Genomic DNA, 20,448 nt, shown 5'->3' with positions numbered 1-20,448 from the left:
GCTTAGATTTTCATTTTTGCGAGAGGAGCTACATCCATAGATGAAAATTCTCCTTTCAGGTATTTATAATGTGCTGCCATGGCAATCATGGCAGCGTTGTCTGTACAATATTCGAATTTTGGAATGTACAAGTTCCAGCCTTTTTGCCCGGCCAACTGAGTCAATGTATCCCTCAAACCTGAGTTAGCGGATACTCCCCCAGCAATAGCTACTTCCTTCACCCCATACTGCTTCACCGCCGCTTTCAACTTTATCAGGAGCATTTCTACCAATGAATATTGTATGCTGGCACAAAGATCGGCCAGGTTTTCTTCTATAAATTTCGGGTTATCTTTTAATTGGTCCCGAAGAAAATATAGGACCGCCGTCTTTATTCCACTGAAGGAATAATTCAATTCTGGCATTCTGGTGATAGGAAATTGAAAAGCTTTCGGGTTCCCTTCCTTGGCATATTTGTCAATAAGTGGACCTCCTGGATAAGGCAATCCTAGCAGCTTAGCTGTTTTGTCAAAAGCTTCTCCGACAGCATCGTCCTGCGTCTCTCCTATCACTTCCATTTCTAAGTGACTTTTCACCAAAACCAACTGAGTATGTCCTCCACTTACTGTCAGGCAGATAAATGGAAAGTTTGGTTTTGGATCCTCGATAAAATGAGCCAAAATATGCGCATTCATATGATTCACTTCAATGAGGGGGATTTTCTTTGCAAAGGCAAATGCTTTAGCGAAGCTTACTCCTACCAATAGCGACCCCATGAGACCAGGACCTCTGGTGAAAGCTACTGCTGAAAGTTGATCCTTAGAAATTCCTGAGGATAAAATGGCCTCCTGAACCACTGGAATAAGATTTTCCTGATGAGCCCGCGAAGCAAGCTCCGGAACTACTCCCCCATATTTTTCGTGAACTGATTGTGTGGCGACAATATTATTAAGTACTTTGCCATCAGCTATAACAGCCGCAGAGGTCTCGTCACACGAGGATTCAATTGCTAGAATAAAGATATCGTTGGTACCCATTGGAAAAGAACGCGAAAGTTAAGGATTTTTTGCACAAAGCGTTTCGGGTAATACTTTGGATCGTCTTTTCATCAGTCATGTTTTTTATCGTAGTGGCCCTGAGTTTACAGATCACTTGGGTTCAAAATAAGGTAATAAACACTGTAACAGGCATTCTGAATAATAATTCAGATTTCCACACAGAGATCGGTCAAATCAGGCTCACTTGGTGGGATGCACTCGAGCTAGACGACGTCATCATCCGAGATCACCGGGATAGTTTGATGATAGGTGCCAAAAAAATCAATGCAGATTTCGAGTTTCTTTCCTTAATTCCTCCAGGAATCACCACTATCAATGCTGTACGGATGGAGACTGCTCAACTCCACCTACTCACCCATGAAGGTGATTCAGACATGAACATCAATCTTTGGGTGGAAGAACTTTCAACTATATTTAGTTCGCGCAGCTCTAGTTCGGGACCCACTCAGTTTAAGATCAATACAGTAGAGCTTAGAAATTCCCAAATATTTATTGTCAATGAAATAACCGACGCGATCACAAAAGGTCTGGATTACAATAGACTACGCTTTTCTGATATCACCTTAAATGCTTCGAACTTTTACTTGGAAGGCCCTGAGATTGGAGCTGACATTAAAATGCTAACAGGGACAGAGTTGACTTCGGGTTTTGAGATCATGGAACTCAAAACCAATATGAAATATGGTCCGGAATTCATGGAGTTTGATAGACTAAGCCTAAAGTCAATAAATAGTCATATCAAAAACTTCCTCCGATTTGAATACGCCACCCCGGCAGCATTTTCCAATTTTGAAGAGGAAGTAGTCATCATTACTAACTTGGATGAGACCAAGCTAGACTTGGGTGATTTAAAACTTTTCGCTCCATCCCTTCCTGATATTGATGATGAAATCTATTTATCCGGAAAAGTATCTGGACCTGTGTCTGATCTTAGATCAGAAGAATTCCTGATTCGGCTTGGGGAAAAAACAGCCATTTTCGGATCATTTAGACTAGATGGGTTACCGGATCTAGAGGATACTTATATCAACTTATCACTTAAGAACTCCACGATTTTAGCAAGAGATTTAGCCCCTTACTTGCCTTCCAATATTGCCAAAGAAATCAACAAGTTCAATACAGTACGGCTCACAGCTGATTTTGCGGGTTATTTGCATCGCTTTGATACAAACGGTGATTTTAAAACTTCAATTGGTGACATCACTGGTAGGGTGAGTTTCGACAGGGCTGATGGGCTACCAACGACCGTTTCTAATGTTACAACCCAAAATCTAGACTTAGGAATCATCGCTGAAGACAGGGAATTATTTCAAAAAGTAAGCCTCAAAGGACGTATAACCACAACTGGTAGTTCCATAGCTAACTTGCTTCTGGATGTGGATGCTGATATCAGCAAATTCGGATTCAAAAACTACCAATACACCAACATCAAGACGGACGCTACTTATGGGAAAGACCTTTTCCGAGGCAACCTGGCGGTAAAGGACCCGAACTTCAAAATCATTGCAAACGGTGAGGTAAATCTTCGTGAATCAACTGATTCAGTTCGGATGAGTTTACAAATTGATACTGCATTTCTAGATCGATTGAATTTGACAGAAAAGGCAACTTTCATTAGCGGAAATCTGGATATTGATGTAAAAGGAATAGAACTGGATGATATCCAGGGAATTGCACGGTTCAGAAACATTAAAGTCGGCTATGAGGATAGATTTTTGGACGTGGGAAGCTTTAATTTCCAATCTCTTTTTGCCGGAGGCACTCGAACCATGTCCGTTAATTCAGATTACCTAGTCGCAGCTGCCTCCGGTCAGTTTAATCTGGAGCAAATGGGTCGAGATTTGGACATTCTTTTAAGCCAGTACATAGCCATCATTCTAAATGAGGAACAGCCCATAGCAGATCTTGAGCGCAATTTCTCTGAGATTTACAACCTCGATCTAAACCTTCGGCTGATCAATATCAACCCAATTGTTCAGCTTTTGGAGCCTGATTTGAGTATTTCTAAAAACATGGTTTTGGAAGGAGCTTTCTATCAAACAGAAGAAAATACTGTTTTTAACTTTTTTACAAGTATTGACACACTGAAGTATAAAACGAACACCGCTCAAAATATTAACATAGATTTTAATACCTCAAAAATCATCAATAGCCCGGACATTCTAGCTTCGTTTTATGTCTATTCAAAAACTCAGTCGCTGGGCAAATCACTGCAGTTTACCAATTTTGGATTTGAAGCCATTTGGGATCAAAATGAAATGGATATTGATCTCACCCTGGACCAGGATTCTACGCAAAGTGCCGCAAGAGTCAATGCCGTAGCCAAATTCTCCAGCCAAAATACGCAGCTGGCTTTTGAGCCGTCCTCCGTGAAAGTACTAGATAGGGAATGGAAATTTGATTCCCTGAACCTCATCACAATTACACCAGGATTAATTCAAGTTGACAGTCTCAAGTTATTCAATGAAAACCAGTCTATTTCTCTACAAGGCACAATTAGTGACAGGGTTGAGGATAGATTGAATTTATTGGTCAACAATGTGAATATTGACCTTTTGAACACCCTATTCCCGCAGGACTTCGACGGTACTGCAAATGGTCTTCTATCTTTCGAGCAACTTTTAGACAATCCATTGATGCAAGGTGAATTAAGTCTGAATGACTTCGCCATAAATCAGTTTCCAATAGGTGATATGGCTGCAAAAGCCAACCTGGATCTAGAGCGATTACAAGTTTCCCTGACTAATGTCAATCAGGGAAAAGAAACGATAAACCTAGGAGGGTATATTCTCACAGAAAATCAAGAACTGAATATGCAGGCTTCATTAAATGAAGCTAGCCTGGTGATTCTTGAGCCATTTTTATCCAATTATCTATCTGGTATGGGAGGCAGTATTTCCGGCAAATTAGACCTGGGAGGAACTATGGCTTCACCAAAAGTAGAAGGCACAGGAAGATTGAACAATGGCAGACTAACGGTAAACTATCTTAAAACCACCTATTTACTCAACGGAAACATCCTTTTTAGACCTAATCAGATCAGCCTTCAGCAGGTTTCTATGAGAGATCTCTTTGGCAATCAAGCCACTCTCACCGGGGGCATAAATCATCAAGGCTTTAATAACATCCGATTGGACATCAGAGCCAACCTCAACAACCTTCAGGTGATGAATACCACGGATAGGGACAATGAGACTTTTTATGGAACAGCCTACGTCTCGGGAACGCTTGAAGCTGTTGGTACTATTACAAATCTAGATATCAATGCACGAGCTACCAGCCAGCCAAATACTAGAATTTATATCCCCTTGACCAGCAGTAACACGCAGGCTCAGGAGGATTTTATTAACATGATCAATATTCAGGATACTGTTCGGATTCAGCAAATCGCTGAGGAGATCAATAGATTGGAAATAGAAAACGTACGAATGAATTTCGTGCTTGACATCACCCCTGACGCCTACACTGAGATAATAATCGATCCTCGAACGGAAGAAGGAATATCCGGACGAGGACGAGGAGTTTTGACAATGAATGTTGATACGCAGGGGAATTTCACGCTGAATGGCACCTACGAAATCACGGAGGGGATGTATAATTTCTCCCTCTATAATGTCGTGAAAAAGCAATTCAGTATCAAACCCGGAGGAAGGATCACTTGGTACGGAGATCCATACAGCGGAATTATGGATATCTCTGCCGAATACACCGAAAGTGTGTCTCTACAGCCTCTCGTACTAAGTTCGGTGACGCAGTCCAACCAAAGTTCCGCAGCAAGCCGAAGATATCCAGTCAAGGTCTTGTTGAACCTGGATGGTGAATTACTCTCCCCTGACATCAGCTTTGGATTTGACTTTTCCGAATTCCCATCCAGTGGTGAAACCCAAACTACTATTTCTTCTTTCCAAAATAAGATTGCCAATGATGAACAGGAAATGAACCGACAGGTTTTCTCAGTTATCATGACGAGATCATTTTCCCCAGAAGGTCAATTTTCAGGTGTTTCCAATATTTCATCAAGCTTGGGGCAATTGCTTTCTTCCCAACTCAACAGCTTTTTGGGACAGGTTGACAAAAATCTAGAAGTAGATTTGGACGTTGCTAGCTTGGATCAAAATGCATTGGAAACTTTCCAACTTAGCGTAGCTTATACTTTCCTCGATGGACGCCTCCGTGTGTCTAGAGATGGTGGTTTCACCAATAATCAGGGAAACGCCAGTGCTTCTTCCATCATAGGAGATTGGCAGGCAGAATACATGCTTACCGAAGATGGGGTGTACCGAATTAGGATTTTCAACAGAAACAACTTCAATACTTTTACCTCGCTTTCTCTTTCCAAAAACGTCTCTACTTATGGTGTTGCCGTATCCCAAAGCGTATCTTTTAATTCCTTTTCGGAGTTGTTCAGCAAAATCACCCGAAAGAAAAAAGAGAAGTTGATCATCAACGATCAGGATGATTTTTTGCGCTATCAATTTGAAAATAAGACGGAATGGGAAAAAATTGAACTTGATAATATAGAAGAAAGGCTTGACTCGCTAAGTCGCGAAAGAAGGATTAAGCTATTGAAAGAAGGAGAACTTTAAACAATCTCTCCTTTTTAGAGATTAAATGAATAAAAGACAGATGAAAAAAGTAAGCATTTTTTGGTTCAGAAGAGACCTCAGGTTAGAAGATAACCACGCATTATTTCAAGCCCTCAGTGAGAGTGAAAACGTCTTGCCACTATTCATTTTTGACAAAAACATATTGGATAAGTTAGAAAATAAGGCTGACGCTAGAGTGGAATTCATACACGATCAGATCAGCAAAATCCATGATGATTTGTCTAAAAAAGGTTCTTCCCTACTAGTCAAACACGGAGATCCTGAGCGCATTTACAAAGAGCTGCTACAAGAATATGATATCCAATCAGTCCATACAAATCGTGACTATGAGCCCTATGCAAAAAGTCGGGATGAGAAAGTAGCTAAGATTCTAAATCAGAACGACATTTCTTTTCACCAATACAAGGACCAACTCATATTTGAGCCGGGCGAAATCCTGAATGGTTCAGGAGAATTCTACAAAGTCTTTACTCCCTTCAGCAAAGTTTGGCTTAGCAAGTTTGAACCGAAGAAGATAGAAGATTACCAACCGATGCACTGGAGAAACTTGCTTCAAACTGATCCGATTAAGCTTATGACGTTGGAAGACATTGGGTTTGAGAAAAGTGACATTACCATTCCATCCAAAACTGCCGATGAAGAACTCATCGCACATTATGATGAAACAAGGGATTTCCCTGCCAAAGAAGGTACTTCAAGATTGGGAATTCACCTGCGTTTTGGCACTATCTCTATCCGAAAGCTTGCGCTAAAAGCCAAGGAACTCAATGCTACCTATTTAAATGAATTGATCTGGCGGGAGTTTTATATGATGATTTTGGCATATAATCCCCAAGTAGTTGATAAAGCATTCAAACCTGCCTACGATCAGATTCCTTGGCGAAATAACGAGGAAGAATTTGCAGCTTGGTGTGAAGGAAAAACAGGCTATCCTATTGTAGATGCCGGAATGCGTGAATTGAACACCACTGGCTACATGCACAATCGAGTCCGGATGGTCGTAGCTTCCTTTCTCACCAAACACCTCCTGATCGACTGGAGATGGGGAGAAGCTTATTTCGCAGAGAAATTACTGGATTACGAATTGGCTTCTAATAATGGCGGCTGGCAATGGGCTGCAGGCACAGGCACAGACGCCCAACCTTATTTCCGAGTGTTCAATCCGAGTTCCCAGCAGGAAAAATTTGACAAGAACTGGAAGTACATCAAAAAATGGATTCCTGAAATAAACTCAGATAAGTACCCAAAACCGATCGTAGATCATAAATTTGCAAGGCAACGTGCAATCGACACCTACAAATCAGCCTTGAATCAATGAATATCGGAGACCGAGTAAGATTACTACATGGAAACGAAGAAGGAATCATCCGCAAAATTTCTTCTAGTGGAAGAATGCAGATAGAGATAGAGGATGGATTCATCATTCCAGCCCTGAAATCAGAACTGGTTCTTATTCACGAAACCGAAAAGCAACATTTTGGTGAGAAGCCGGTTGAGGAAAAAGAAATCGATACGCCCTTGCCTATTTCCGGCCCAAAAGATCAGGGGCTCTACCTCGCTTTTGTTCCGATCAATGACCAAAGTCTGAGCCTATACCTGATCAATGACAGCCGTCAGCCTTACTTAGCGCATGCGTCTGAAGTTTTTGGAACCAACCAACGAACCTTACTTGCCGCCACTTTGAATCCTGGCGAAGCGAAGAAATTTGATGATAGGCTTTTAAAGGAAATGGACGAGTGGCCTGCATTTTTGCTACGCTTTATCCCTATTCACAACACGCTGGAAAAGGCAATTCCTGCTTTTGAGCGTCAGCTGAAGATGAAGCCTACACAGTTTTTCAAACACCTGAGCAAGGCACCTCGACTGGATAAAACAGCATACATTTTTGCACTGGAGCAGACTACCAAAGAGCTGGATATCCGTGCCCTAAATCAAGAACTTGGAGAAATCACACCTAAATCTGAAACTCCAAAAGCTGTAAAACCTTCCCGATCAATTGATTTGCATATAGAAAAGCTAGCGACGGACCCAAAGGGCATGAGTAATTCGGAAATGCTTCGTGTGCAACTGGAGACCTTTGATAGAAACCTGGATCAGGCTATCGCTTCGGGAATGGACGAGATTACCTTCATCCACGGCATCGGAAATGGCGTGCTTCGTAAAGAAATTCACAAGCGATTGAGTCAACATCAAAATATTAAGTACTTTCAGGATACGCAAAAAGATCAGTGGGGCTATGGCGCAACACTGGTCAGAATCTCCTAATCTATGCAGGCAAAGGTATCCCCTGTCTTTCAGCTTTTCGAAACTCAACACCAAGAAGCTAAAGCACTTTTTTTGGTTTTGGGAAAGCAAATCAAATCCAAGAAAGCAATAGAACTTCTTGGAAAGATGGACTTTATGGAGCTTTATGCAGATTTGATGGCCAAGGTTCACTTTGATATTGAAGGATTGAATTTTAATATTTTTTCGGATTTCAAGCAGATGAAGAGAAGTCTCAGAAAAATCCATCATTTCAAATTGGCAGAGAAAAGTCTGAATAATCGGGAGCAGGCGCTGGGAATCAAATACAATGGATATAGAATCCACTTGGATAAATACAAGAAGAAGTTATATACCGATGCTTTTGATCTCATTGTCGGAAGCACGCTGAAAAGCTGGGATGAGTTTCACCATAAAGCCCAATCAGCTAGCAGAGGAATAAAGCCCTTGGCTATTCACACTGCAGTCAATCAGATTATACAGGACGAGCTGGAGTATTTTAATTTAGACCACAAGGGTGCTATGGATAGTAAGGCTTTGAAAGACACTTTTGAAGGATTGCGAACCATCATCATGCTGGAAAATACGCTAATTGAGATGGGGTTCAACTCCATTTTTATCACAGGAATCCATCAGGAAATAGAAGTGTTGAAGAACAACTTGAAACCTTGGTACTCCAATCACCTTTCCTTGCAATCATTGATGCATTTTTTGGGAGCAAAAGAAGATATTTCCAAAAAATACCTGGAATGGGCCAAAGAATTAAAGGCCGAAAAGAAAACTCTTTCCGCTCAAGCAGAATTCCAAGCACATCAGTTGTTTGATAAGATTTTGGGGTAAAGAGGCTATCTTGGGTTGGAGTCTTTGACATAGAATTTTGTACTATCGCTCAAAAGGAAGTAAATCCGCAAGTGATATAAAACATTAGCCTTAACTAATAATTCTCTAACGATCAATTGAAAATCTTACTTACAGCATCTGTCTTACAGGACCAGGAGGAAAAGAAAAAATATCGCTGGCAGGTCAGTATCAGCATATTAATTTTGTTCATAATCGGGTCTGTATTGAATATTCCTTTTAGCAGAGAAGTTAAAAGGCTGAATATGATGGCTGGAAATACAGAGGTGCATCTGAACGAGTCACTTATTGATGACTTAATTCCAGTTTTACTGAGCAGTTTAGTATTAGGTGCTATTTTAGTTTTTGTTGGCTTATGGATTTCTTCAAGATCCAATTTGGGAGCGCCAGTTATTGCAAGGATTTTTTCAAAGAATCCAATTAATGAAATAATAAGCTGGAAATCAGTTTTTTCAAGTATTCTTTTAGCAACATTGGCAGCGCTATTCTTATTAGGCCTTTTTGAGTTGCAAAGTGAATTTTATCCAATTTCAAGTAAAATGTCACGTCCCTCAAAGCCATTTTATGCCCTAGTATCATTTTCTGCGGGAATTAGCGAAGAAATAATGTTTCGATTAGGATTGATGTCATTGATAATTACAGTCATCCAGTTTTGGAAAAAAGTAGATAATCCTTCAGATAAAACAATCTGGACAGGCATCATAATCTCAGCACTTTTTTTTGGACTTATTCACCTTCCATTATCCAAAAATTTCGTGGAATTAACGCCTTTTACTATCGGTGTCACTATGATCGGTAACTTAATAACAGGCGCTACATTTGGTTGGATATTTTGGAAGCGCGGTTTATTGGTAGCAATAGCATCACATATTTCATTTGATTTAGTTTTTCACGTTATAGGAACACCTTATTCATAAAAAACACCAAAGGCAAGTCAAATAGAAGACCCTGAGAATTACCATAAAATCACGATATATTAGTCTGGAAATCAACTAACCCATTTTTAGGATGAAAATCATCTCAACCAATATTGGCAAACCCACCATCTTCATCTGGAATGGAAAGGAAGAAACCACTGGGATCTACAAGAAGCCAACAACCAAGCCTATTTATTTGACAAAAAATGATGTCATAAATGATGAGATCTCAAACAGATTAAATCATGGCGGATATTATAAAGCTTGCTATATCTTTTCGGCCGAACAATATCCCTATTGGCAGGCGCTTTATCCAGATTTGGATTGGTCTTGGGGTATGTTTGGTGAAAACCTGACTGTTTCAGATTTCGATGAAAATGAGGTTTACCTTGGTGATATTTACAAAGTTGGGGAAACGCTGGTGCAGGTTTCCCAATACCGTGAACCCTGCTATAAATTCGGACATAAGTTCGGAACGCAACAAGTCATCAAGCAATTTATTCAACACGGCTTTGGCGGTACTTATCTCAGTATTTTGGAAGAAGGAATTGTGAATGTAGGAGATGAATTTACGTTGGTTGAGCGACCTGAGAAAAGTCTTTCAGTTTCCGATTTATTCCAACTAGTTTTTGCAAAAGAAAAAGATCAAGATCTTCTGAAAATCGCTGCCAGTAGTAAGGCTATACCTCCAAAAAAGCGGATCTTCTTAAGCTCATTTATTGAATCTAGTAACTAAAAAAAGATCCAAAAGCTGATAATCCCTGAAGTTGGCGTTGTTGATCAATCATTCAAACTTGGAATTAGTACGCATTTCGAAATCCTAACTAATCGATTCTGGAACTCCAGCTTACCCCATAAAAAACCGAAATATCTCTTAGCTTAGCATCTAAATAAGACCTTTCAGACCTATGGATACCTCACACAAAACCTCATTTCAATTTATCAGCGAACCTTCGGACATCAATTTCGGGGGAAAAGTACATGGAGGTGTAGTGATGAAATGGATTGATCAGGCGGCTTACACCTGCGCCAGAACTTGGTCAGAAAGTTATTGCGTAACAGTATATGTCGGCGGTATCCGATTTTACAAGCCTATCAACATCGGGGATGTTATCAAAGTAGAGTGTGCAGTAATCTACACTGGAAGCTCGAGCATCCACATCATGGTGGAAGTATATTCTAGAGACTTTGGACACAAAGAGTTTGAGAAAAAGACGCATTGTATTATCATTTTTGTGTCTGTAGATGAAAATGGCAATCCGAAAAAAGTAAAGCCTTGGATTCCGCAAACCGATCAAGAGAAAAAACTGGAGGAATATGCCACTCGTTTGAAATCTCTCCGCGAAAATATTCACAACGAAATGAAGCCATTTTTTAATGAGTGATTTTTAAGTGGAAAATAGTGAGAAGTATAATGTTGTATGAAGCGGACCTTGGCGGTCTTTGTGGTCAAATACTATCGATCGTGACCTTGGCACTCTACTCTTGTAACTTTTATTTGGTAACCCAGAATTTCATTCTGGGCTTTTACTGGTCTTGCCTTTGGCAAGAATCCATATAAATAACACTAAACTCTTGTGCCAACGGCACTATCAATAGCAGCCCTGAATACAGCGAAGCGAAATTCAGGGTCATAGTTATGTAAGAAATATCACGAGTGCCAACGGCACGATCGGTATTCCTATTCAAGCCTTGGAAAAGCCGTTATTATACCTAACAAAAAGTCCTGCTTCCGGAGAAGCAGGACAACAATCCTCACTCTTAGCGAACCTTTGTGATCTTTGTGGTTAAAAAGAAAGACCATCGAGGTTTGAAAAAACCTCGATGGTCCCCAACTCCTATTTAATCTCCACATCACCTGTCATCTGCAAACTATTCCCTTCCGTAATTTTTTGAAGGAAAAGCTCCTCCACGTAGAATTGCCAATCAGAAAACTTGATCGCCTGATTCGCCAAATGCACGTGGTGATCCTGGTCAAGAATGTAATCGTCAGGTTTGTTCAGCTCTCTGGTTTTACCATAAACAGCTTGCAGTTCTGCCAGCTGCTCCTTCCATTCATTTTCAAGATTGAGTAGTTTCTTTTTGGCAGCATCTCTTTCTTCATCAGTCTTGGCCAAATCCCATTCTGCAAGAAGCAGTAGAGACTTATTGGTGAATTGCGTGACTTTAGCCACTTGCTCATAAACATCAAGTCTGTAGGCATTTCTCAGCGCTGCTTCTTTTGAGGCAGATATTGTATTCAGAACCGACTCTATCACCTGCTGATTTTCGGTTGCTTTTGCCAGTTTATCAGCATTTGCTTCTGCCCAAGCGCCAGGCTTTCCTGCCTCAGGCAAAGCCAAAACAGCATCTTGCATAGGATTTTCCATCTTTCTTAGGCGGTTCCTATCTTTATCGTCAAGAAGGGCATTTTTCCAAAAAGCCACTGGACCCTCGAGGTCATTAATAAATGCAAAGTCTTCAGAGGCCAACTCCGCACCAAATGTTCGCTGCCGATAGGCTGCATGTAATTCATCTGAAGTTCTCTTCTGTCCAGACCAAGTGTATTCGGCAAAAATCGCAATCCCTCTTTGATACAATTCGAAGTGTGGAGAATCATCATCCCAAAGTGTCAAAAGCAAACCGTCCGCTTTATTATCGATAGAGATCAAGGCGAAATCCCGAATATTCACAGTATTACTTTCTTCTAGCGGCATCAGGTTCCAGCGGGTTTGACCAGCAGTCGCTCCCATCACTTGGAAGCCATGATCAGTAAACCACTTCATAGCGCGATTATTCCCGATAGTTTCCGGCATGCTGTAATTCCAGCGCATGTACACACAGTTTTTAGGAAACATATCTACATAAGTATTCAGATTGGGTTCGTTCACCGTCCAGATACTATCTATCTGCGCATCCGTAAGGTCTCTATTAAATATAGAATTGTACACACCTGCATTTTTCAGAGGCATATCATCCCAGAAAATCGGAGTCAAGCCCTTGTTTTCCGCGTATTCACTCACCCTATTCAGCCAAGTCAACTGCAACTCAAGCGGGGATTTCCCACTTCCTCTTCCTGTAGTATGAACTTCATCGCCGCCCACATGTAGGTATTGCGCATGAGGAAAAGCTTCAAGCGCATCGGAATACAAATCAAACTGCACTTCATAGGTTCGATCGTCCAGTGGATTGAATGCCCAATCACTTTCAGGATCATCCCGTAGATCTTTATATTCCTCATGCTTTAGAATGAATGATGCATGTCCCAGACCCTGCACCAAAGGAGAAATCCGGATATTTCTAGCCATGGCATGATCACTCAGCTTTTTCCATTCTTCTATAGACCAAGCATCAGAAGAGCCAACTTTGGGTTGCTTCTCATAAGCCAGCTTATCCTCGATTTCCAGGATTATCCCATTGATTTTCAGTTCAGCCAAGCGATCCATCAATTCATAGTAATAGTCCTTCTTTTCCAAATGATGCTTCACGTCTAGCTGAACCGCCCGATAATTCAGCGCTGGCTCATCTTTTATTGAGATCAAAGGCAAAGCCGCATCTTGGTCCAGCGCATCTTGCACTAATTGGCCGAGTGTGATTAATCCGTACCAAAGTCCAACTTTGGTCGCCGCTTTGATTTCGACGTGTGCCTCAGTAATCTCCAGCGTGTAGGCCTCAGGTTTCAATCCTGAAGTGGTCTCTAAACTTAGGGAAACTTCACTTGTGCCTGCGAGCGATTTACCCGCAATGAAATCTGATTTAGCCTGTTTGACAAAGGCCTCAATTTCAGTAGCAGCAACTGAAGAAATGCCAGTTATTTCCATCGAAGCAGGACTTGGCAATATCATATAGCTTCCAGCTTTTTTCGGGGCAGAATTGCATGAAGCTACCAGTATAAGAAGAAGCAGCAGGTTAAAAACTGATAATTTACGCATGTAAAGAGGTTTTGATGGGTGTTTGAAATTTGATTTAGCTAAAATACCAAATATTAAAAGGCAAGTACGCCACTCAACAAACAATTAGAAAGCTAATAAAGCATGAAGCTTTATTATTCCTTTTTTTTGCCTAATTTTTAGGTTGAAGCCAGTAGCAACACGTGGTACTAGTTTTTTTCAAACCCAACCTAACCTATAATGCTCACCTTATTGATTATCCTTTTTGCCTTGGCACTGATTCTAATTGCCATCGTCAAATTCGACATCCATCCTTTTCTTGCACTTTTTTGCGGTGCTATCCTTTACGGATTATTAGCTGGAATGCCCGGAGAATTAATCCTACAATCCATTTCTGAGGGGTTTGGAGGGGTTTTAGGAAGTATAGGCTTACTCATCTTGCTCGGTGTGATGATGGGGACTTTTTTGGAAAAAACCGGAGGAGCAATTGTTATTGCAGAGAAAATCCTCTCTTGGATCGGAGAAAAATCGATCACAGTTGCCATGATGATATCTGGATATATACTCTCGATTCCAGTTTTTGGCGACAGCACTTTCATCATGATGAACCCTATCAGCAAGTCGCTGTCTCTGAAAGGAAAGGTTCCTTATGCTGCCACTACCATTGCTTTAGCGCTTGGAGCCACCGCGTCGCACTCCTTAGTCCCTCCTACTCCAGGACCAATCGCTACCGCCGGAATTTATGAAGCAGACTTGGGAATGATCATTTTCTATGGATTGATTGTAAGTTTAACCGCCTTGATTCCTTCTTACATTTTTGTCAAAAAGGTAGCTTACAAAATTCCTTTGGTTCCAAAAATGGCTGTTAAAACTGAGGAAATTGATAAGAAAGAAAGACCCTCAGCTTTTGCATCATTCCTACCCATCATCGTCCCTCTAATTCTTATTATAATCGCTTCCATCGCCAAGTATCCAACCAAACCTTTTGGAGAGGGTGGTTTTTACACTTTTATTCAATTCGCAGGAAGTCCAGTCATCGCATTGCTATTGGGTTCTTTCATGGCTTTCACTCTGCCAAAGAAATTCGATGCGAAGTTACTTTCCTCATCCGGCTGGATCGGAGAAGCAATTCTGATCGCAGCGCCTGTGATTCTGATTACGGGGGCAGGAGGAGTTTTTGGAAAAATGCTGCAAAACTCAGGAATCGGTGATCTGGTCAGCTCCAGTATGAGTGGCGCAAGCTGGGGAATTTTTCTTCCATTTTTGATAGCTTTCGCGCTGAAAACTGCTCAAGGATCATCTACTGTTGCGATGATTACTACCGCTTCGATTATTGCTCCTCTTCTTGGTTCTCTTGGATTAGACTCAGAAACAATGCGCGTATTCGCAGTTTTGGCTACAGGAGCCGGTGCTATGGCGATCTCCCATGCCAATGACAGCTTCTTTTGGGCAGTAACTCAACTCTCCGGATTATCCATCAAGCAAGGTAATAAAACGCACAGTTTGGGAACGCTGATCATGTCGGTGACGGCGATAAGTGTGATTTATCTGATTACGCTGGTGGTGGGTTGAAATTCTCTATCTTAATTGGAGCTAACCTTATTTAATCATGATCAGGCAAACGAAATCTCCACCTAGTCAATTGTACCTAATCATGGGTTTTGTTGGTTTGTTTGCTGTTTTGGTAGGATTCTCCACTACGTTTATAATACCTGTAAGTCGAAATACATTTATTGCGCCCCCTTTAATCTATATCCATGGTGCATTAGCTATGTGCTGGGTAAGCCTGTATTTATTACAGGTCTTACTCATTCGAAGCAAAAATCTAAAGATTCATAAGCAATTAGGGATTATTGGATTACTAATCGCACTGAGTATTGTCGTCACTTTGTTGCCCACCGGAATGCATCAAGTAGAACGTGAACTTGCAGAAGGTTTAGGACAAACTGCTACCTCTTCATTAGTTGGCATCTTATTTTCAGGGTTGATTTTTGGAGGCTTGGTGATCTCTGGAATCGCAAATAGAAAGTCGCCTGCCATTCACAGAAATTTTATGCTACTGGCTACACTTGTTTTGATTTGGCCGGGTTGGTTTCGATTTAGACATTTTTTTCCGAATGTATCTGATCCCGCGTTTTGGTTTGGGTTTGTATTGGCAGATACATTCATTGTTATCAGTATCCTTTGGGACCGAGTTGTACATGGTAAATTCAACACCACATTGCTCACATTTGGACTGTTGATAATCCTAGAAAACACGCTTGAACTTTACTTTTTTGACAGTCCATGGTGGCAAGAACTAGGTAACAAAATCTATTTCCTTATAAAAAAATGATACAGCAATCCTTCCCACGACACCTCTGCTACCTCGTATGAAAAATAGACTTACCCTTTATCTTCTCCTTTTTCCACTAATTCTTCACGCCCAAATCCTAAAAAACCCAATCCCTGACAAACTGGTCGTTTTGACTTTCGATGATGCTCCGGCTAGCCAGTATTCAGTTGTAGCTCCTTTGCTGCAGGAATACGATTTTGGCGGGACTTTCTTTGTCTGCGAGTTCCAGCCGAATTATGCCGATAGCGCTTTGTATATGAATTGGCGTCAAATTCAGGAATTGGATAGAATGGGGTTTGAAGTGGCAAATCATACCCATACCCACGCCAATGTCAGCAAATTATCCCAAGCAGAATTTAATAAACAACTCAGCTACATCGAGGATAAATGTGACTCTTTAGGAATTCCCAAACTCACCAACTTTGCCTACCCTGGATATGGCTTGAATTCACAGGCATTGGAATTTTTAGAAGCAAAAGATTATGTTTTCGCTCGAGCTGGAGGAAGCAGAGCGTACGATCCTTTGAGTGATCACCCTTATTTGATCCCAAGTTGGGCGACTGATGAAACGAACAAAGCCGAAATCTTGAGTGCCTTTGATCAAGCCAAAGATGGAAAGATCGTTATTCTGACAATTCACGGAGTTCCAGACATCGAACATCCTTGGGTGAATACTCCTCCTGAACTTTTCAAGGAATATTTGGAATACCTAAAAGTGAATGAGTTCACGGTGATTTCTATGAAAGAATTGGAGGAGTATATTGATGTGGATGAAGCCAAGCGCTTACACAAGCCGGACTTTTCGAAGAAGCTTAGTAATTAAAACAGCCTACATAAGAAATGGCTTTAAGCTCTTGAATAGAAATAATAGATCTCTAGTGAATCCAGTTCCATAGGAACCCTTGACCGGTAGCAAGAAAATATTCTCAAGGAGGCTCGTTCCGTAGGAACGACTGGTCAAGAATTGATACCACACGTTCCTCTGGAACGAAGAAACCCAACCTGGTGACAATCAACTACCAACCAACTGTCCCGATGGGAGAAAAATATCTCACAGAACTAAATTTGATTACCAGCTACTTTGAAAGGTTTCGGGCTAGCTAGCTCTGCGAAGCACTCAACCTAAAAATAGCAGAAGTATAAAATGTAACCTTTGCGAATCTTCGTGCTCTTTGTGGCTAAAAAATCATTTTTTTATTTGTGTCCTCTGCGAAAAACTCAGTGTCCACCGCGGTTACAACAAAAAAGGTGATCCGTTTCCAGACCACCTTTTCAAATCTATAGTAATACTAACTAAGCTTAAGCCAGGTCGTAACGATCCAGCATCATCACTTTGTCCCACGCTGCAACAAAATCCTTCAGGAATTTTTCCTTAGAATCAGCACATGCGTACACTTCTGACATCGCACGAAGCTCAGAATTAGACCCGAAGATCAAATCAGCGCGCGTACCTGTCCATTTTACTTGTCCAGTCTTGCGATCTGTTCCTATAAATGCATGTTGTCCCTTGTCTGCAGCTTTCCATGTAGTACCCAAATCGAGCACATTGACAAAGAAGTCATTGGTTAAGGCACCAGGAGTTGCTGTGAACACACCATGCTTAGAATTATCATAATTCGTACCCAACACTCTCAAACCTCCAACAAGTACAGTCATCTCAGGCGGCGTAAGCTTAAGAAGTTGCGCTCTATCTATCAGCATTTCTTCTGCTGAAGCGCGGTGCTTTGGCTTGTAGAAATTTCGGAAACCATCTGCTGCTGGCTCCATCGCTGCGAAAGATCCTACATCAGTCTGAGCTTGAGAGGCATCTGCTCTTCCTGGAGTAAATGGAACAGTGACATCACTTCCCGCATCTTTAGCTGCTTTCTCTACTCCTGCACATCCAGCCAAAACGATTAGATCAGCTAACGAAATCTGCTTTCCACCGGATTGAGCTTCGTTAAATTCCTTCTGGATAGTTTCCAATTTATCTAGCACTTTGCTTAGCTGAGAAGGGTTGTTCACCTCCCAGTATTTTTGTGGAGAAAGTCGAATTCTTGCTCCATTTGCACCACCACGCATATCTGATCCACGGAAAGTAGAAGCCGAAGACCATGCTGTAGAAACCAATTCAGAAACGGAAAGACCTGAATCCAATACTTTCGCTTTCAAAGAAGCAACATCTGCATCATTCACCAATTCGTGATTGACAGCAGGAATCGGATCTTGCCAGATCAGTTCTTCAGTAGGAACTTCTGGACCCAAATAACGCTCAATTGGACCCATATCTCTATGTGTCAATTTGAACCAAGCTCTTGCAAAAGCATCTGCAAATTCGGCTGGGTTTTCATAAAATTTCCTTGAAATTTTCTCGTAAGCTGGATCTTCCTTCAACGCTATATCTGTAGTCAACATAGCTGGGGCATGAGACTTAGATGGATCATGCGCATCAGGCACTGTTCCAGCTCCGCCACCATTTTTAGGAGTCCACTGATGAGCTCCCGCTGGGCTTTTTGTAAGTTCCCAATCGTATTTAAAAAGATTGTCAAAATAGCTGTTGCTCCATTTTGTTGGAGTAGAAGTCCAAGTTACTTCAATACCACTCGTGATGGTATCGCCTGCATTACCTGTTCCATAGGAGTTTTTCCAACCTAATCCCATTTCTTCGATACTAGCTCCTTCTGGCTCAGCACTCACATACTGAACTGGATCTGCAGCGCCGTGCGTCTTACCAAAAGTGTGACCACCAGCTATCAAAGCAACAGTTTCCTCATCATTCATAGCCATTCGGCCAAAGGTCTCACGAATGTCATGAGCTGCTCCAATTGGATCTGGTCTTCCTTCTGGACCTTCAGGATTCACGTAAATCAACCCCATGTGAGAAGCACCTAGAGGATTTTCCAATTCTCTATCTCCGCTATATCTTTCCTTATCTCCTAGCCATTCTCCTTCAGATCCCCAGTAAATATCCTCTTCTGGCTCCCAAATATCTGGGCGACCTCCACCAAATCCGAAGGTTTTGAAGCCCATTGTTTCTAGTGCCACATTACCCGTAAGGATTAATAAATCTGCCCAAGAAAGTTTTCTTCCATATTTCTGCTTGATTGGCCAAAGTAGCAAACGAGCCTTATCCAAATTCGCATTATCAGGCCAGCTATTCAATGGTGCAAAACGCTGGGATCCAGATCCTCCGCCACCACGTCCATCGGCGATTCTATACGTACCGGCACTGTGCCAAGCCATTCTGATAAAAAATGGACCATAATGCCCAAAATCTGCTGGCCACCAATCTTGAGAATCTGTCATTAAATCAGCAAGATCCTTTTTGACAGCAGCTAAATCCAATGATTTAAACTCCTCAGCATAATTGAAATCCTTATCCATTGGATCTGACTTCGAAGAGTGCTGGCGCAGAATATTCAAATTCAATTGGTTTGGCCACCAATCATGATTTCTTGTCCCGCCACCGGCTGTTTTATTCACTGAACCTTGGGTAAAAGGACATTTTGCTTGATTATCATTCACCTCCCAAGCAGGGTCTCCAGGTGATTGATGTGGGTTATTGTGTTTATCCATAATATTAAGAGTGTTTTTACTTTTTGAAATTCTGAAAGCTAATTTAACAAAAGATTTGCTTATGTAATTAAAAATCTCATTGATAAACTCTATGGCCGTTTCATTCTTCCATTGAAATTATCAGTCGAATATGAAACAATGAAATTCAATTTATCTATTCGCTCAAAACCGATTTAAATCAAGTTTTTAGTCATTTTTACTACACTTTGAATTTGCTGATTTTCTTGAGTTTTAAATAAAAGGTGGTATTTTGAATTTGTTAATTAATTGGTTCTAAATAAACTGATTTATTTCTCCTATCAGGTTCACAGTCATTTATTTTAAAACAACCCCAACATGGTAACTCTACTTATTATTATTGGAATAGCGCTTTTGATTGGCGTTTTTCTGGTCGGTATCTTCAACAGTTTTGTGAAAAACAAAAACACTGTTAAAGATGCCTGGAGCAATATTGACGTCGCTCTCAAAAGAAGATATGATTTGATTCCAAATCTGGTAGAAACAGTGAAAGGTTATGCCAGCCATGAAAAGGAAACCTTGGAGGCAGTAATCCAAGCTAGAAATTCAGCTATGGCAGTACCTTCAGATGATATCAACCAACAAATACAAGCTGAAAATCAGCTTCAAAAAACACTAAGAAGCATCTTTGCTTTGAGTGAAGCTTATCCTGATTTGAAAGCCAATACCAACTTCCTACAGCTACAGGATAAACTCAATGAGATAGAAGAAAATCTTGAAAGATCCCGAAGATATTACAATGGCACAGTACGCGAAAATAATACCTATGGTGAAAGCTTCCCAGGTGTCCTTTTCGCCGGAATGTTCAATTACAAGCATTATGATTATTTCGAAGCTGAGCCAGAAAGCCGAGAGAATGTCAAAGTGAGTTTTAATTAAACATTAGTTCTCTCAATCATTCAAGTTGCATTGCTTTCTTTGGGCTGGGGGGCCGATGCACACCAAAATGCAGATTGTAGCTTGGTATTTATGTTATTGGCAATAGATTTT

Annotated in this window: 14 protein-coding genes; 11 read left to right on the top strand and 3 right to left on the bottom strand. The window is 41.0% G+C overall.

The features are described from left to right. Positions 1-2 precede the first annotated feature (2 nt). Entirely contained in the window at positions 3-1,016 is a 1,014-nt protein-coding gene (gene tsaD, locus LV83_RS11765) for a tRNA (adenosine(37)-N6)-threonylcarbamoyltransferase complex transferase subunit TsaD (RefSeq protein WP_111611732.1), read from the bottom strand. Positions 1,017-1,093: 77 nt separating this feature from the next. Between tsaD and LV83_RS11760 the strand changes: the two genes are divergently transcribed. From LV83_RS11760 to LV83_RS11730, 7 genes are all read left to right on the top strand, one after another. Beyond that, the gene (locus tag LV83_RS11760) at positions 1,094-5,623 is read left to right on the top strand and encodes a translocation/assembly module TamB domain-containing protein (RefSeq protein WP_170124568.1); all 4,530 of its coding nucleotides are present in this window, start codon (positions 1,094-1,096) and stop codon (positions 5,621-5,623) included. Between the two features lie 40 nt (positions 5,624-5,663). After that, positions 5,664-6,962 carry a cryptochrome/photolyase family protein gene (locus LV83_RS11755; protein ID WP_111611731.1) on the top strand — a complete coding sequence of 433 codons (1,299 nt, stop codon included), beginning with the start codon at positions 5,664-5,666 and terminating at the stop codon, positions 6,960-6,962. Continuing rightward, positions 6,959-7,909, top strand: a complete 951-nt coding sequence (locus LV83_RS11750; protein ID WP_111611730.1) for a Smr/MutS family protein — start codon at positions 6,959-6,961, stop codon at positions 7,907-7,909. The genes LV83_RS11755 and LV83_RS11750 overlap by 4 nt, the downstream gene beginning before the upstream one ends. A gap of 3 nt (positions 7,910-7,912) precedes the next feature. Then, positions 7,913-8,746 (top strand): hypothetical protein, encoded by an 834-nt coding sequence (locus LV83_RS11745; RefSeq protein WP_111611729.1) that lies wholly within the window; start codon positions 7,913-7,915, stop codon positions 8,744-8,746. Between the two features lie 116 nt (positions 8,747-8,862). Next, on the top strand, positions 8,863-9,681 hold the full coding sequence (locus LV83_RS11740; RefSeq protein WP_111611728.1) for a CPBP family intramembrane glutamic endopeptidase: 819 nt from the start codon (positions 8,863-8,865) through the stop codon (positions 9,679-9,681). A 91-nt stretch (positions 9,682-9,772) separates the two neighbouring features. After that, positions 9,773-10,417 (top strand): MOSC domain-containing protein, encoded by a 645-nt coding sequence (locus LV83_RS11735; protein ID WP_111611727.1) that lies wholly within the window; start codon positions 9,773-9,775, stop codon positions 10,415-10,417. 172 nt (positions 10,418-10,589) lie between these two features. Next, entirely contained in the window at positions 10,590-11,066 is a 477-nt protein-coding gene (locus LV83_RS11730; RefSeq protein ID WP_111611726.1) for an acyl-CoA thioesterase, read from the top strand. A 453-nt stretch (positions 11,067-11,519) separates the two neighbouring features. On the opposite strand, the gene LV83_RS11725 is transcribed toward LV83_RS11730, so the two are convergent. Beyond that, positions 11,520-13,592 (bottom strand): beta-N-acetylhexosaminidase, encoded by a 2,073-nt coding sequence (locus LV83_RS11725; RefSeq protein WP_111611725.1) that lies wholly within the window; start codon positions 13,590-13,592, stop codon positions 11,520-11,522. 198 nt (positions 13,593-13,790) lie between these two features. Between LV83_RS11725 and LV83_RS11720 the strand changes: the two genes are divergently transcribed. The 3 genes from LV83_RS11720 to LV83_RS11710 are packed head-to-tail and all read left to right on the top strand — an operon-like array spanning position 13,791 to position 16,708. Next, positions 13,791-15,122, top strand: coding sequence for a GntP family permease (locus LV83_RS11720; RefSeq protein WP_111611724.1), 1,332 nt, complete (start codon positions 13,791-13,793; stop codon positions 15,120-15,122). Between the two features lie 37 nt (positions 15,123-15,159). Then, the gene (locus LV83_RS11715; protein WP_111611723.1) at positions 15,160-15,885 is read left to right on the top strand and encodes a hypothetical protein; all 726 of its coding nucleotides are present in this window, start codon (positions 15,160-15,162) and stop codon (positions 15,883-15,885) included. Between the two features lie 37 nt (positions 15,886-15,922). Then, on the top strand, positions 15,923-16,708 hold the full coding sequence (locus tag LV83_RS11710; protein WP_111611722.1) for a polysaccharide deacetylase family protein: 786 nt from the start codon (positions 15,923-15,925) through the stop codon (positions 16,706-16,708). Positions 16,709-17,184: 476 nt separating this feature from the next. On the opposite strand, the gene katG is transcribed toward LV83_RS11710, so the two are convergent. Beyond that, positions 17,185-19,440: a catalase/peroxidase HPI gene (gene katG, locus LV83_RS11705; protein WP_111611721.1), complete on the bottom strand. Its 2,256-nt coding sequence runs from the start codon at positions 19,438-19,440 to the stop codon at positions 17,185-17,187. Positions 19,441-19,776: 336 nt separating this feature from the next. On the opposite strand from katG, the gene LV83_RS11700 reads away from it, so the two are divergent. Next, positions 19,777-20,337: a LemA family protein gene (locus LV83_RS11700; RefSeq protein ID WP_111611720.1), complete on the top strand. Its 561-nt coding sequence runs from the start codon at positions 19,777-19,779 to the stop codon at positions 20,335-20,337. Positions 20,338-20,448 lie beyond the last annotated feature (111 nt).

It is taken from the genome of Algoriphagus yeomjeoni (genome assembly GCF_003259505.1).
GTDB lineage: Bacteria > Bacteroidota > Bacteroidia > Cytophagales > Cyclobacteriaceae > Algoriphagus > Algoriphagus yeomjeoni.
Note: the sequence above shows the minus strand (reverse complement) of the source record. Positions and strands in the feature narration are given on the sequence as shown.

Excerpts from the sequence above, each read along its gene's own strand:
- LV83_RS11700 (WP_111611720.1), top strand. The coding sequence starts at position 19,777 with ATGGTAACTCTACTTATTATTATTGGAATAGCGCTTTTGATTGGCGTT.
- LV83_RS11715 (WP_111611723.1), top strand. The coding sequence starts at position 15,160 with ATGATCAGGCAAACGAAATCTCCACCTAGTCAATTGTACCTAATCATG.
- LV83_RS11720 (WP_111611724.1), top strand. The coding sequence starts at position 13,791 with ATGCTCACCTTATTGATTATCCTTTTTGCCTTGGCACTGATTCTAATT.
- katG (WP_111611721.1), bottom strand. The coding sequence starts at position 19,440 with ATGGATAAACACAATAACCCACATCAATCACCTGGAGACCCTGCTTGG.
- LV83_RS11710 (WP_111611722.1), top strand. The coding sequence starts at position 15,923 with ATGAAAAATAGACTTACCCTTTATCTTCTCCTTTTTCCACTAATTCTT.
- LV83_RS11760 (WP_170124568.1), top strand. The coding sequence starts at position 1,094 with ATGTTTTTTATCGTAGTGGCCCTGAGTTTACAGATCACTTGGGTTCAA.
- LV83_RS11755 (WP_111611731.1), top strand. The coding sequence starts at position 5,664 with ATGAAAAAAGTAAGCATTTTTTGGTTCAGAAGAGACCTCAGGTTAGAA.
- LV83_RS11725 (WP_111611725.1), bottom strand. The coding sequence starts at position 13,592 with ATGCGTAAATTATCAGTTTTTAACCTGCTGCTTCTTCTTATACTGGTA.
- LV83_RS11745 (WP_111611729.1), top strand. The coding sequence starts at position 7,913 with ATGCAGGCAAAGGTATCCCCTGTCTTTCAGCTTTTCGAAACTCAACAC.
- tsaD (WP_111611732.1), bottom strand. The coding sequence starts at position 1,016 with ATGGGTACCAACGATATCTTTATTCTAGCAATTGAATCCTCGTGTGAC.
- LV83_RS11750 (WP_111611730.1), top strand. The coding sequence starts at position 6,959 with ATGAATATCGGAGACCGAGTAAGATTACTACATGGAAACGAAGAAGGA.
- LV83_RS11730 (WP_111611726.1), top strand. The coding sequence starts at position 10,590 with ATGGATACCTCACACAAAACCTCATTTCAATTTATCAGCGAACCTTCG.
- LV83_RS11735 (WP_111611727.1), top strand. The coding sequence starts at position 9,773 with ATGAAAATCATCTCAACCAATATTGGCAAACCCACCATCTTCATCTGG.